This window comes from Desulfosarcina ovata subsp. ovata (genome assembly GCF_009689005.1).
GTDB classification, from domain to species: Bacteria; Desulfobacterota; Desulfobacteria; order Desulfobacterales; family Desulfosarcinaceae; genus Desulfosarcina; species Desulfosarcina ovata.
This window is the reverse complement of the sequence record NZ_AP021879.1, coordinates 1,884,342-1,898,664: the sequence shown is the minus strand read 5'-3', so window position 1 is coordinate 1,898,664 and position 14,323 is coordinate 1,884,342. Positions and strand designations below refer to the sequence as shown.

Sequence of the window (14,323 nt, the reverse complement as noted above, 5' to 3'; positions counted from 1 at the left end):
CAATGGCTAAAAAACTAACTATTCTCGTAACAGACGGAGAAAATCGATCATCATTGGCGGTTACCCGTTCTCTTGGAAAATGTTGCCACAAGATTATTGTATCTTCAAAGATAAAAACCTCTATTTCAGCATCCTCTAAATATTGCTTCAAGAGTTATATCCTTTCTGATCCTCTATCAACGCCAAAAGATTATTCTAATGAGGTCATTCACCTGATACGGCGGGAATCCGTTGATGTGGTCTATCCCATGACCGAGGCCACAATCTACGCACTCAACAATGTGCGCAAAGAAATAGAGGCAAGGTGCATTCTGGCATCAGTTGAGGCAGATCAATTCGATACCATTTCAAATAAGTTCGAGCTGTTTCAACGCGCCAAGCAGATGGGCCTATCCATACCTGAAACCCTTTTTGTACAGAGTAAATATGATCTGAAGACCAAGATTGATCAGATTAACCATTTTCCGGTAGTGGTCAAGCCCGGTCGTTCCAAAATAAAAAAGGGAAACTCCTACATATCAGCATCTGTCCGGTATGCCAGATCCAAAGGGGAGTTGATACGCTTGTACGATACAATCGAGGCGCTGGATTATCCCTCCATGATCCAGGAAAAGATCCAGGGGCCGGGTACGGGGCTGTTCACCTTGTTTGACGAAGACAAGCACTTGGCCTTGTTTTCCCATCAGAGAATCAGGGAGAAGCCGCCGTCCGGCGGCGTTAGCGTGGTCTGCCAAAGCGTTCCCATCGATCCTGAGATGGCCGAGGCTTCAAACAGGCTGCTGGCTTCGGTTAAATGGCGGGGCGTCGCAATGGTGGAGTTCAAAAGGGATCTAACTGACGGCCAAGCCAAATTGATGGAAATCAACGGACGTTTTTGGGGATCATTGCAATTGGCCATTTCGTCAGGTGTGGATTTTCCGCTCCTGCTGCTCGACTATCTGCATGAAGTTAGGCAAACAACACATCAAATAAAGTATCAGGCAGGGTTGAAGCTGAAATGGTTACTAGGCACCCTGGATCACCTCCTGATTCGACTGAAAACGCCTCGCCCGATTGCGACGGATAGTGGGGCACTCAGTTATCGATTCGATTCGTTGATGGACTTCCTCCGGATCTACGACCGAATGACCACCTTCGACGTTTTAAAATTGGATGATATGAAACCTTTTATATCCGAGGTACGACAATATGTTAAGGACCTGCTATGATCAATATTCTGCACGCCATCGATACCGGCGGGCCGGGAGGAGCGGAAACGGTCTTTATCAACTTGGTGACCGGGCTGGAAAAACACAATTGTCGTTCCCATGCGGTGATTCCTCGCAAGGGGTGGGTGCATGAACAGCTGAACGATAGAGGCGTCGTTCCAATCATAGTCAAGTCCAAGGGTGGATTCAGCTTTAAGTACCTGTATCATCTCATAAGAATAATTAAATCGAAGAAGATTGACATCGTCCTATCGCACTTGTTTGGATCCAATGTCTATTGCAGTCTGGCCGGGTTGATTTGCCGGGTACCGGTCATTTCCGTATTTCACGGATTTGTGGACACCAGTGAAAACGAATCGTTGGTCGATTTCAAGTTCAGATTGATCAATTGGGGATCGAAGCATATTGTCTTCGTCTCTGATCAATTGAAAGCGCATTATCAACAACACACAATTGTATCCAGAAAAAAAAGCATAACCATCTATAACGGAATCGACACAGATGTATTTAAGCCTGCCAAGGCAGATAATGTCCGAAAGGAACTTGGATTTACAAACGATAATATTGTTTTCGGATCTATCGGCAATATTCGTCCGGCAAAGGGGTATGATATTCTCATTGTCGCCGCAACTCAGGTTATCAAAGAATTCCCTCAATGTCGGTTCATTATAGCAGGTCAAGGTTCCGGTAAGCTGTATGAAAGTTTATTAAAGAAGATCAAAGATCTCAATTTAAGAGATTATCTGACATTTATTGGTTTTCGGGGAAATGTTGCGAATGTATTGAATAATTTTGACGCTTTTGTCCTGCCATCAACGACTGAAGGCTTTTCCATCTCTACCATTGAAGCCATGGCTTGTGGTATCCCAATAGTGGTTACCAAAAGCGGAGGTCCTGAAGAGATCGTTGATTCTGGGATAAATGGAATTATGGTGAATGCTAATTCAGTTGAAAGCCTTGTTATAGGGTTGAGAGAAATAGTAACACAATATGACAAGGCTAAAGGAAGAGCTGTAACAGCGATTGATGATGTAAATACGAAGTTCAATATTCAATCCATGATAATGAAATATCTATCTTTATTACTAACTAATAAATGAAGATATAAATATGCATAAAATGGAAAAAAAAATAATTAACGGTGATATAAAGAGATCAACAAAACTATTGATTAAAACAATAGTAGAATCATCGATTTACAATATTTATTATAAAAAACCAATCCCGAAAAAGAAAATTAAATCCATAGTTTTTATTTGTTCCGGAAATATATGTAGAAGTGTATTTGCTGAATACTATTTTAAATCGATTTCAAAACGTTTTGATTTATTAATACAATCATGTGGCACGGATGTTGTTCTTGGTAAAGAAGGCAATATCCCCCAAGAGACGATCAACACTGCAAAAGAATTTGGTGTAGAAATTGTTGATCATCAATCCAAAGATATTAGCAGGTGCCGTTATGATTCGGATTTGATTGTCGCCTTAGAATTTAAGCACTACAAATCATGGAAAAATATTTTTCCTGAATTGGATAAAAATTTATTTTTGATGACTGATTTCTTGAACTGGCCCAATAGATTGTTCTGCAATATTTATGATCCCTTCGGACTTGATGAGACACAATACAAGAAAACTTTTTTGAAAATAGAAAAATGTTTGATAAACTTATTATTAAAGTTAAAGATTGATTGTTAATCGCAGTAAATTAAACCTCGGGCTATGCCCGAGCGACCCGAAGAGGTTCGGACCGGTCCGGCGAGACTAGGATTTGGTAATTATCAAATGCAAACTAATATAGAGAATCTTTATTCTTTAAAAATTAGAAGTGTTTGGGAAGTTTTTAAGCATGATAGTTTTGCTTTCAAAATGGCATGCCTGTATTTATTTTTCGAATATGTTCGCCCTCAAACTTTGGTGCCCTATCTTGATGTCTATTCATCATGGGCACAATCATTCATCATCTTAGCTTTCATTGGTTGGATTTTTGAAGGAGAAGATAAAAAAATACATTGGTCTGGGATAACAACCAATGTATTTTTTTATTTGTTTATTGTAATTCTATCATCTTATTACGCCATTTGGCCTGAAATTTCATGGAATAAATTTAACGATTACTTCAGTTGGGTAGTGATATTTTTTGTATTAACGCAGGTTGTTACAACACGAGAACGTTTTTACATTATACTATTAATATTTTTGCTTTCAAGTTTCAAACTTTCTTTTTTTGGAGCGCGGACTTGGGCGATGCGAGGTTTTGCATTCACAAAATGGGGCTTGATGGGCCCTCAAGGATTTTTTCAGAATTCCGGAGAACTTTCGATTCAGATGGTTGTCTTTGCACCTATTGCTCTTTTTTTCACCATTGGCATCAAAGATCATCTCAAGAAATGGAAAACCAAGCTGTTATATCTCATGCCAATAACTGCTGTGATGACTGTACTCGGAGCTAGCTCAAGAGGAGGGCAAATAGCACTGTTTTCCCAAATTTTTATGTTGATAGGTATTTCTAAGCACCGCCTCAAGATATTGATTGCCACTATTGCAATTTTAATGATTAGTTATCAATTGCTACCAAATCAACAAAAAGTTAGATTTGAAGATATGGGAAAGGATGATACGTCTATACAGAGACTACTTTATTGGAAACATGGCTTGCAAATGATTAAAGAACATCCCTTGTTAGGCGTTGGTTATTATAATTTTGTACCTTATTACAAGCTTCACTATAATGAAGATATTATTATACCACATCATGCAAAATTGGGCATTGTTGAGTTGCCACATAATATATTTATTCAGATTGGAACTGATACTGGCTTTACTGGGCTTACTATCTATTTTGGGTTAATAATTATGGCTTTTTACCATACATCAAAAATCGGTAAAGAGGCAGTAATGGCCAACGATTTATTTATTTATAAATTGACAAAAGGAATGAATCTGGCACTTGTGGGATATCTTGTCGCTGGTCAATTTGTCTCTGTAGCTTACTATCCATTTTTTTGGATGCATATTACTTTTGTAGCAATAATTGATGCCATGTGGAAAAATGAACGTAGGATAGCTCAATTTTTATAAACATTTATTCAGACTTTAGACAATATATTTATGTTTATTCCAAAAGACGAGTTCTAATCGTTTAGAAGGTAAAAAAAATGAAATTCAATTTTGTTTTTTTGGGTATTAACAAATGGTTGAATGAAAATAAACTACAATCGATTAACGATGTTCGTTTCGTTGACGATAGGATATTCAAAACTGGAAAAGAAGCCTACATACTAAAAACCTTTAAAATTATGCAAAACACTACTTTAAATTTAACACTTTCGGAAAGTTTAGAAAAAAACGCAATAAACATAATCCACCGAGATGATTTTTCACCAAAAATGTCAATTGATAATTTTATTATTTGCGCACGTGTTGATAGGGAACCAGCATTCTCAGCACAAGTTGAGATCTTACAGAATGGACTGCATGCAGATGGTAAAAAAAGGTTCTTTATAACACATTGGCCGATTGATGGTATAATACCTCGAGATCCAAAAAGCAATGATATAAAACGTTTATCTTTTTTTGGTAAAAAGTGTCATGTTTCTCCAGAACTTAATTCCGAAAAATTTAAAGACTTTTGTGAAAAACATGGCCTAAAATTTACAATACATGAAGACAACTGGACAGACTACCACTCTACCGATGTTGTAATTGCTCTACGTGATGGATTTCCATTTTATCTTGATAGTAAAGCTAGCCATAAATTAGTGAATTCCTGGATTGCCTGTGTGCCTGCAATTCTTAACCCAGAGTATGGATATAAAGAAATAATTAATGAGACTGAAGACGCAATATTTGTTAACTCACTTGATGAACTGATTAAAGCATTAAAAGCAATGCTCGATTCTCCAGAACAATATATTAAAATTGTAAATAATGGAAAAAAAAGAGCTAATGAATTTTCATTTGAAAAAATTTCCAAAGAATGGGAAACACTTTTAAAACATATTGAAAAATATAATTATCCCCGCTGGAAGAATATGAGTTATCTGTATAAAATAACTTGTTATAAGTTCGCTATTTTTCGCTCAATTATTTGGGGTATACAAGTAACTCAATATCCAAATACTTGGTTAAGAAACATTAAAAGCTACATTAGGATTTTCATTGCAGCTCCAATTTTATGCATAAGGCATTTAAAATTCCATCATTCACACCGGTTACACAAAAATAGATATAACTGAAAATATAAGGAGCGGATTTTTTTTTCGATGAATTTTAGGTTATGATTGTATAAAAAGATATTAAAAATATAAATATTTTATTTTAGAATGTCCGATTAAAAATTTATAAATTCAGTCGAATATGGTTTTAATCATTCTGATTTTCTTTGTAGTTTAATGTAGCCAGATACGATGATGGAGTTTTTCAAAAAAACCAGACAACTATAAAATTATAGAGACCGTTTTTGGTTTGAGTCTCTCTTAACAGTAACGACTTACTCAAAAACGGATAGCTTGTCTTTTATTCTTAGGATTCGGATTTTGAAAAAATCAGCAGATAATAAAAAGCCAAGCATTTTAATGGCATCGAATTACTCAAACAGAACTGGCTATGCATGGAAAAATATTTATCGTCTTTTCGAGCAAATTGCTATTTTTAGCAAAGAGAATGAAATTGCATCATTGGTATCATTCAAGCATTTCGTTCCTGATATAGGATGGCCAACTGAAAGTGTTTTTGATGGTATTCTGGAACTTCAACCATTGTCAAGAAGCGTAAAAGATATCTTTAATTGGATTCGAGAAATAAAAGCTCATAATATTCGCCATATTTACCTTACTGACCAACCGACTACGAGTTTTTATTATGCGTTGTATCGAATTGCTGGTGTTCGCTCTATTATTGTACATAATCGGGTCTCTGTTCCAGACCCAAACCCAGCAAAGCCTGAAAGAGGTTTTATTGGTTTTATTAAATGGATTTTTTGTCGAATGCCATTCATCCAAGCGACACGAGTCTATACGGTTTCTAATTTCGTCCGCAGAAGGCTTGTTGTAAAAGCGAAAGTACCATCAAGCCGTGTAGTAAAAATTTTAAATGGAGTGGATATAGAGAAATTTGCGCCATTCGATATGTCTAATCACTCTGGACCAATAAAGATTTATTGTGGCGGGCGCGCAACAATTTACAAAGGTATAGCCATTCTGATAGAGGCGACTGCATTACTCAGAGATAGATTTTATCTTAATAATTTCGAAGTTTTTTATGCTGGTGATGGACCTGATTTACAATACTTTAAGAGTTTGGCGAATAATTTAAGACTTAGAGGATTATTTACTTTTCTTGGGGAAGTACAAAGTACTGAATCGCATATTAAAAGGGCTGATATTGTTGTTGTCCCATCGATTTGGGGAGATGCCTGCCCATCTGCAGTATCTGAGGCCCTTGCAGCTGGGAAACCTCTCATTACCACCCGGGTTGGAGGTGTCCCGGAGATTGTTGGTAATTGTAACGCAGCAATTTTGGTTGATCCTGGAGATATATACGGACTTGCTGAAACTCTATCACGCCTTATTGAAAACCCTGTGGAACGAACTTATTTGGCAAATAGAGCACGTCAAAGAGCAGTAATTGCACTTGATCAACGTCGATACTTCGCGGAGGTTAAGAAACAGCTATCTTTAGATATGGGGGTGCGGCATGCATAGTTGCAGTAAATTAAGCCTTGGGCTATGCCCGAGCAACCAAAAGAGGTTCGAACAGATATGGCGAGATTGACATATGATAATAGTTTGTTAAAAAGGGAAAGCTCCGAGGGGAAATCAGTAATGTCCGGTTAGGTTCTTGCTTTCGTTTTATGCACTCATAAACGGCTAAAAAAATGAAAAAAAGTGAGTTTTTCTCTTGACAAATAAATAAAAATTTTTTCGGCGGTCTGTAGTTATATACTATAATTACAGGAAGTTATATGCCGAGGTCATTCCAGCCGTATCAGAGTAAACTTCGCTCAGATTCATTTTTTCAATTTTTACAACCTGTTGAATACATTATGCCTGAAATACCAGCGCTCGCGTCACGTGGAGACAGACCTCTTAAGATGACCTTCGAAGACCAATTGAAAATGTTGATTTTCTACCACCTCGAAGAGCATGTCTCTGCCCGCCACATGCTTCAGGTCCTTGAGGAGGATGACTTTGCTCGGGAAAACATAGCCCCGGAAAATGGCATAAAAAAAAGCAGCTTCTCGGAAGCCATCAACTCAAGAGGGCTCGAACAACTCCAAATTGTTTTCGAAAAACTCCGCCAAAAGGCATCTGGCTTACTCCCCAATCGTTGCCCCGATTTCGGCAAACTTATTGCCCTTGATGGTTCACTCATCGATGCAACTATGTCCATGCTCTGGGCGGATTACCGTAATCGCTCCAAAAAATGTAAAATCCACTTTGGCCTTGATTTGAACCGCGGGATTCCATCGAAAATTTTCTTCACGGACGGCAATGGAGCTGAAAGGCCCTTTGTCGATCCTATCACCCCTGCTGGCCATACCGTGGTTGCCGATCGAGGATACCAAGAGCATGCCCTGTTTGATCATTTGCAAGATCAAAACAAGCATTTCATTATTCGGATCAAAGCCAGCACGGTCAAAACTGTTGTTTTTGCAAATGATGTCTGTCCGGAGAGTATCGTCTTCTATGATGCCGAAGTGCTGCTTGGTACCAAGGAAAACAAAAATCAGTCACAAAAACCTGTTCGACTCGTAGGGTACCGGGTTGAAGGCGTCGATTACTGGATCGCTACGGATCGAAGAGATCTGACAGCCGAGCAAATCGCCGAAGTTTATAAACTCAGATGGGATGTTGAAAACTTCTTTGCTTGGTGGAAACGCCATCTGAGGGTCTATCATTTAATTGCCAGAACAAAGCACGGCTTGATGGTACAAGTTTTTGGTGGCCTCATTACCTATCTTCTGCTTGCCATCCATTGTTATGAAAACCATGGTGAGCCGGTCACTATAAAGCGGGTTCGAGAGTTACGGATCAAAATACAAAATGAACTTCGTGTGTCCGCTGGAGTTGAGCCAGGTCCTCAATTTTTTAAAGAGCGGGAACATCAACATTTATGTGCAAAGACCTAACCGGATATTGCTGAGGGGAAATATAAGAAAGAACCTATGCGAGATTGAAAATCACTATTACATGTCAGATGGGACTGCAAATATCACATCGTATTTTTATCGAAGTATCTACAAGAGACGTTATACTTGGAATTTTGAAAAGGATCGGATTGATTGCCCAGGATCCGTCCGTGTCTGCAAAAAGAGATTGAGTTGTTTGAAGGACATACGATGCCTGACCATTTTTATTTAGGGCCTGCTGGACAATCAGTAAGCACTTGAAAAATTTACTTTAATTTGCTATATTTGGTGCCGTAAGTGCACGAAGATCCATCAATTCTTTCCAAAAACCTTGCGCCTTCTGACACGAAAATCATGTACAAACACAATTTGAAGCAGCTCGAATTCGTTGAATTTTCCCTGCCCTTTCAAGGGCACCTGTCACGCGACAACAAGTGGGTGAAATTAGCCGCCTTGATCCCCTGGGAGCAGTTCGAAGAACGCTATCAGAAGAACTTATCACGTTCCGGTACGGGTCATCCGGCGCTACCGGTCAGGATGGCCCTGGCGGCATTGATCATCAAAGAAGAGCTGGGCGTAAGTGACAGAGACTGTGTCGAGCAGATCACTGAGAACCCGTATCTCCAGTACTTTTGTGGGTTAAAGGCATTTATCACCGAACCTCCGTTCGATGCATCCCTGTTCGTTCATTTTCGCAAGCGTTTTCCTGCGGATGTTCTCAACCAGGTAAACAATGCCATCGCCCAAAAGGTTCGTGAAAACCAAAAGTCGCCACAGGATCCGCCACCGATTCAAGAAGACAGCAATGATGGAAGCGGCGAGCAGCAACCCCTTTTCAATCAAGGGCAGTTGCTGGTGGATGCTACCTGCGCACCCGCGGACATCACATACCCGACAGATCTCAAACTCCTCAATAAGGCCCGTGAGAAGAGGGAACAGATCATCGATGAACTTCACAAGGTCCGTGAAAGAGGGCATAAAAAGCCGCGTACCTATCGGCAACGGGCCAGGAAACAGTTTCTGTCGGTGGCCAAGGACAAGCGCGTCAGTCGTAAGAAGATGCGGCGTTGCCGGCGTCAGCAGCTTGGCTATTTGCGACGCAACCTCAAATCCATCGATCAGCTGGCCCAACACACCGGAATAGGCGTCCTTGGTCGGGGTTTATACAAAGACCTGCTGGTTATCGCCGAGGTCCAGCGCCAGCAGCAATGGATGTACGACCATAGCAGCGTGCGCATTGACGATCGCATCGTGAGCATCAGCCAACCGCATGTGCGTCCCATCAAACGCGGCAAGGCCGGATCGGATACGGAGTTTGGAGCCAAGATCAGCATCAGCCTTGTCGACGGTATCAGCTTTGTGGACCGGATCAGTTGGGACAACTTCAACGAGGGGGTTGATCTCATTGCTCAGATCAAAGCCTACCGAAAGCGGTTTGGCTGCTATCCGGAGTCGGTCCATGCAGACAAGATTTATCGTAATCGGGAGAACCGGCGGTACTGCAAAGATCACAAGATCCGCCTGTCGGGTCCCAAGTTAGGGCGACCACCAAAGGTGACTGCGGCAAATGCCGAAGAACTCAAAGCCGCCAAAAAGCAAGCCCGACAAGATGAGGTCGATCGCAATGCGGTTGAAGGCAAGTTCGGACAGGGCAAACGCCGCTATAGTTTGAATCGGATCATGACCAAGCTTTCGCATACAAGTGAAACCGCGATCATGCTGAGCTTTCTGATGATGTATCTGAAGCGGTGGCTGGCCACCCTTCTTTTTTTCGTTTTTCACAGAGCAAGAATGCTTTTGGTTCAACGTGGATTTTACATCGCATTGGGGCCTTTATCACCATCAGCCCAGTTGTGACGGAACAAAAATCGTTATTCAGGAGCCTCTATCTATGTTTGAGCATGCCGTCGAAATACAGTGGTCTGAGGGCTTTCCCAACAACATCGCCCTCCTCGGATGGGGCTTCATCAAACCACCCGCTAAGCGGGGTGTCGGTGATTGCAAATTTTAACACCGCTCAGAAGGTATAATATGAACTCAAAACTTCTTTTTCTCTTCCCTGATCGCGCGAATCCTCGACTTACAGAAGTCAAAAAAGGCCTCGTTCCTAGTGATCGCCTTTATGGCTTATTTGAACTTCGTAATCTTGGATGGGATGCAGAGATATCGGACTCCAGGTGGGAAGGTAGAGCGGGGCATTTGAGACGAAATTTAAAGCGGATTTGCGAACTCCCCTGCCCAACTACAATAAGAAATATGCGGAAAAGTGATATCATTATTGTAAAGGACGATTTTTCGGCAACTCTGCTTACAGAGGCAAGGCTTCTAGGTAAACCGTTAATTTACCTTGATGCCATGTTCGATATCCCTTTACGGCGGCACAGGCGCATGGCGATTGCTTATAACCTTAAATATGCGAGTGCTGTATGTTGCTATTCGATGCAACAGGCCCTTCAATGGGCAGAAGCTTTTGAACTGCCGATATCGCGTTTCGATGTAATGCCTTATTGTATAGACACAAATTTTTACCCAGAGCATATAAAGAAACCAAAGAAAAGAAATTATGTTTTCGCAGTAGGAAGAGATCTGGGGCGAGACTTTGATACCCTTTTTTCGGCATGCGAGAAGCTTGGAGTAGCGTTAAAACTTGTAACTCTCCCTTATCTAGCACCCCAAAAAGCCCTGTCTTCAAATCTTGTCCAGGTATTCCAGAACATTACCTATACGCAGTTGTTTGAACTTTACTCAAATTCTGCCATGGCTGTGATTCCTCTGAAGCAAGGAACAAGTCATCTTTCTGGTATCCGGGCATTGCTGGAAAGTTCAGCCTTGGGCATACCGACAGTGGCTACAAAGACACCAGTTCTTTCAGAGTACCTGCAGGATAAAAAACACGTTCGATACACGACTTCAACAAGCATTGATGCAATGGCCGATGAGATTCAATCAATTCTTGATGATCCATTTGAAGCAGAGGAGATGGCACTTCGTGCTTCTATAAAGGTTCGTACGAAATTTAAAATGCAACAATTCACGAGGATGCTAGAAAAGGTGATTACAAGGATTTGAAAGACTATGGGGAATCACCCTTGCCTTCGAATTACGCAGTATTTCAGTACTGATTTGATCCACACCGTGAGAAAGTTGAATGATCAAGCGATGGCCGATCGAAAGAGAGGCCACTTTTTAAACGTAAGCAGCCAATAAACCCCATCTTCACAAGGACGACCAGGCATGGCAATATCCTTCTCCAGAGAAAGGAGAAGATATCATGCCGGAAGACTACGATTCATTCGATCCCCAGCAAAGGCGAAACTTTTGGCAAACGCATATCGAGCGGTGGCAGGCAAGCGGTCTGAGCCAAAGGGCCTATTGTGTACAGCATGACCTGATTCTCCACCGATTTTATGATTGGCGGCGGCGCATCAAATCCGGTGGGAACAACCGAGTATCGTTTTTGCCGGTATCCCTGACCGGAAGCGCCTCCTTCAATAAACCATCCGTTCGCATCCACACTCCCAATGGGTACACCATCGAGATAGGAAGCCAGCTCAGTTGTACGGAAGTTGATCGACTCATCGCCATGGTGGCCTCTTTATGATGCTGCCACATAACCCCCAGCGTGTGTTTCTGGCCGTGGGGCATACCGACATGCGAAAATCGATCGACGGACTATCGGTTTTGGTGGAACGTGCCATGGATATGAATCCCTTTGACGGAGATCTTTTCGTTTTCTGCAACCGACGGCGTAACATGATAAAAATTTTGTATTGGGACAGAAACGGATTCGCCCTATGGCACAAACGGCTGGAGAAGCACCGTTTCCATTGGCCCACACCACCGAACAGGTGATTTCTCTTGAAACGAAAGAGCTGGAATGGCTTCTCGCCGGACTGGATTATACACACGCTCATGAGCATTTAAGCTGCCGTCACGCAAGCTGAGAAATAGAAATAAATATATACAAATACAGCATGTTGTGATATATAGCGGGCATGTCTTTGGAGCCGAACAAGCTGCCCGACGATGCCGAATCGCTAAGGCAAATTATCTCCACCCAGCAGCATGAAATTGACCATCTGAAAGAGATGGTGCGCCTGCTTCAAAATGAGATCTTTGGCCGCAGAAGCGAATCGTTGTCGTCAATCCATCCCAACCAGTTGCCGTTGTTCGGCTCCGATACACCGGTCGAGCCCATTCAAGAGGACGAAAAAATTGTAGTCCCGGAGCACACCCGCAAAAAGCGTGGGCGCAAACCGTTGCCCGAGGACTTGCCGCGGGTAGATGTCGTTCACGATCTGCCCGAAGAGGAGAAGCGTTGCGCCTGCGGGGCGGAGTTAAGCCGCATCGGTGAAGAAGTCTGCGAAAAGCTCGATTACATCCCGGCCAAGGTTCGGGTGATCCGCCATATTCGTCCCAAATACGCTTGTAAACACTGCGAAGGGGTTGAAGACGATGGCCCAACCGTCAAAATCGCTCCGCCTCCCGTGCAACTGATTCCCAAAAGCAACGCCACCGAGGGACTGCTGGCCCACATCGCCGTTTCAAAGTTTGCCGATGCCCTGCCTTTGTATCGCCAACAAAAGATCTTCGACCGATTGGGCGTCGAATTGTCGCGGTCAACCCTTGCCAACTGGATGATTCAGGCGGCTGCTCGTTGCGGGCCGCTCATTGATCTGATGGCGCAAGAGATTCGCGGCGGACCAATGATCAATATCGACGAAAGCCCATTGCAGGTGCTTAACGAACCTGGCCGTAGCAATACCGCCAAATCGTATATGTGGGTATTTTACGGAGGGCCGCTGGATGCACCGGTCGTTTTGTACCGTTATCATCCCACCCGTAGTGGAGAAATCGCGCTGAAGATCGTGGACGGCTATCGGGGCTATATCCAGAGTGACGGTTATATCGGATATGATCATTTGTCCGAAAAACCGGACATTACCCTATTGGGCTGCATGGTGCATGCGAGGCGCAAGTTCATGGCCGTGGTCAAGGTCCGCAAGAAGAAGCGGGGCAACAAGGCGGCGACCAAAGGCTTGGCCGACGAGGCGCTGGTTTTTTTCAAAGAACTATACCATATTGAAAAGTACGCTAGGCAAAATGAACTTACCATTGAGCAAACCAAGGATCTACGGCAGGAAAAGTCCAAGCCGATACTGGATAGATTCAAAGCCTGGCTGGATACCTACCATTCCCAGGTTCCTCCGAAGAGCCTCATCGGCAAGGCGATTCAGTACACGTTGAATCAATGGGAGCGGCTGGTTGTTTACATCGAGGCCGGATTCCTGAAGCCGGATAACAATGTCGCCGAAAATGCCATTCGACCATTCGTGCTGGGCCGTAAGAACTGGTTGTTTGCCGGCGGTCCGAATGGAGCGGATGCCAGCGCCACATTTTTCAGTTTAATCGAAACGGCCAAGGCTAATTGCCTGGAGCCTTATGCCTACCTTCGCTATTTGTTCGAAAACATTCCTCTTGCTCAAAATGAATCAGACTTTCTCGCATTGCTGCCAAACCGAATTGACAAGGCCATGCTGAGCGCTTCCGCCAAGGGTGTGGTTGATTAGACGCTTACTTTTAAACGACAAGCGATCATTGATCTGGTTTTCGAGTTTGGGATCGTAGTTGATACGGAACCATTTTTGAAGGAGCATGCATTTAAACAACATTAATGGAGGGTATGCGGCAACGCCTTCACCACTGGCACCGACTGTATGGTGATCCATTAGGATCTGTTCAACGCGATTCCAATCGATGGTGTCATTGAGAGTGTTCATGCGTTTGAGGCTGCGGTTATGTTTGAGGGAACTTGCCATTGCCAGGTTTGCAAATCCGAGAGAATTGCCCATTTTTCTATAGACCATGAATTTCCTCCTACTATATGAAATGTTGAAAGATATGTATCACAAGCGATATTAAAAAGCAAAAGTAAATTACGATAACGCACTGATATTTAATGTTAAATTGAATTGAAAGGTCC

General features: G+C 42.5%; 13 protein-coding genes. 12 read left to right on the top strand and 1 reads right to left on the bottom strand.

The window, feature by feature from the left end; all coding sequences use genetic code 11:
- Positions 1 to 2 precede the first annotated feature (2 nt).
- The 12 genes from GN112_RS08625 to tnpC all read left to right on the top strand — a co-directional run bounded on the left by GN112_RS08625 (position 3) and on the right by tnpC (position 13,910).
- Positions 3 to 1,208 carry a carboxylate--amine ligase gene (locus GN112_RS08625; RefSeq protein WP_155309833.1) on the top strand — a complete coding sequence of 402 codons (1,206 nt, stop codon included), beginning with the start codon at positions 3 to 5 and terminating at the stop codon, positions 1,206 to 1,208.
- The gene (locus GN112_RS08620; RefSeq protein ID WP_155309832.1) at positions 1,205 to 2,308 is read left to right on the top strand and encodes a glycosyltransferase family 4 protein; all 1,104 of its coding nucleotides are present in this window, start codon (positions 1,205 to 1,207) and stop codon (positions 2,306 to 2,308) included. Before GN112_RS08625 ends, GN112_RS08620 begins: the two co-directional genes overlap by 4 nt.
- Positions 2,309 to 2,318: 10 nt before the next feature.
- Positions 2,319 to 2,906 carry an arsenate reductase/protein-tyrosine-phosphatase family protein gene (locus GN112_RS08615; RefSeq protein ID WP_155309831.1) on the top strand — a complete coding sequence of 196 codons (588 nt, stop codon included), beginning with the start codon at positions 2,319 to 2,321 and terminating at the stop codon, positions 2,904 to 2,906.
- An 87-nt stretch (positions 2,907 to 2,993) separates the two neighbouring features.
- Positions 2,994 to 4,289 (top strand): O-antigen ligase family protein, encoded by a 1,296-nt coding sequence (locus tag GN112_RS08610; RefSeq protein ID WP_162458845.1) that lies wholly within the window; start codon positions 2,994 to 2,996, stop codon positions 4,287 to 4,289.
- Positions 4,290 to 4,366: 77 nt separating this feature from the next.
- Positions 4,367 to 5,446, top strand: a complete 1,080-nt coding sequence (locus GN112_RS08605) for a glycosyltransferase (RefSeq protein WP_155309829.1) — start codon at positions 4,367 to 4,369, stop codon at positions 5,444 to 5,446.
- A 300-nt stretch (positions 5,447 to 5,746) separates the two neighbouring features.
- Positions 5,747 to 6,913, top strand: coding sequence for a glycosyltransferase family 4 protein (locus tag GN112_RS08600; RefSeq protein ID WP_155309828.1), 1,167 nt, complete (start codon positions 5,747 to 5,749; stop codon positions 6,911 to 6,913).
- Positions 6,914 to 7,173: 260 nt separating this feature from the next.
- On the top strand, positions 7,174 to 8,340 hold the full coding sequence (locus GN112_RS08595; RefSeq protein ID WP_155309827.1) for an IS4 family transposase: 1,167 nt from the start codon (positions 7,174 to 7,176) through the stop codon (positions 8,338 to 8,340).
- A gap of 354 nt (positions 8,341 to 8,694) precedes the next feature.
- Entirely contained in the window at positions 8,695 to 10,197 is a 1,503-nt protein-coding gene (locus GN112_RS08590; RefSeq protein WP_231716967.1) for an IS5 family transposase, read from the top strand.
- 174 nt (positions 10,198 to 10,371) lie between these two features.
- Positions 10,372 to 11,409: a glycosyltransferase family 4 protein gene (locus GN112_RS08585; protein ID WP_155309826.1), complete on the top strand. Its 1,038-nt coding sequence runs from the start codon at positions 10,372 to 10,374 to the stop codon at positions 11,407 to 11,409.
- A gap of 202 nt (positions 11,410 to 11,611) precedes the next feature.
- Positions 11,612 to 11,941: an IS66 family insertion sequence element accessory protein TnpA gene (tnpA, locus tag GN112_RS08580; RefSeq protein ID WP_155309825.1), complete on the top strand. Its 330-nt coding sequence runs from the start codon at positions 11,612 to 11,614 to the stop codon at positions 11,939 to 11,941.
- Positions 11,938 to 12,192 (top strand): IS66 family insertion sequence element accessory protein TnpB, encoded by a 255-nt coding sequence (gene tnpB, locus GN112_RS08575; protein ID WP_155309824.1) that lies wholly within the window; start codon positions 11,938 to 11,940, stop codon positions 12,190 to 12,192. Before tnpA ends, tnpB begins: the two co-directional genes overlap by 4 nt.
- Positions 12,193 to 12,335: 143 nt before the next feature.
- Positions 12,336 to 13,910 carry an IS66 family transposase gene (tnpC, locus tag GN112_RS08570; protein ID WP_155309823.1) on the top strand — a complete coding sequence of 525 codons (1,575 nt, stop codon included), beginning with the start codon at positions 12,336 to 12,338 and terminating at the stop codon, positions 13,908 to 13,910.
- Here the strand turns inward: tnpC and GN112_RS08565 are convergent.
- Positions 13,833 to 14,207 carry a transposase gene (locus GN112_RS08565; RefSeq protein ID WP_155309822.1) on the bottom strand — a complete coding sequence of 125 codons (375 nt, stop codon included), beginning with the start codon at positions 14,205 to 14,207 and terminating at the stop codon, positions 13,833 to 13,835. The two genes, tnpC and GN112_RS08565, sit on opposite strands and share 78 nt — an antisense overlap.
- Between the last annotated feature and the right edge of the window lie 116 nt (positions 14,208 to 14,323).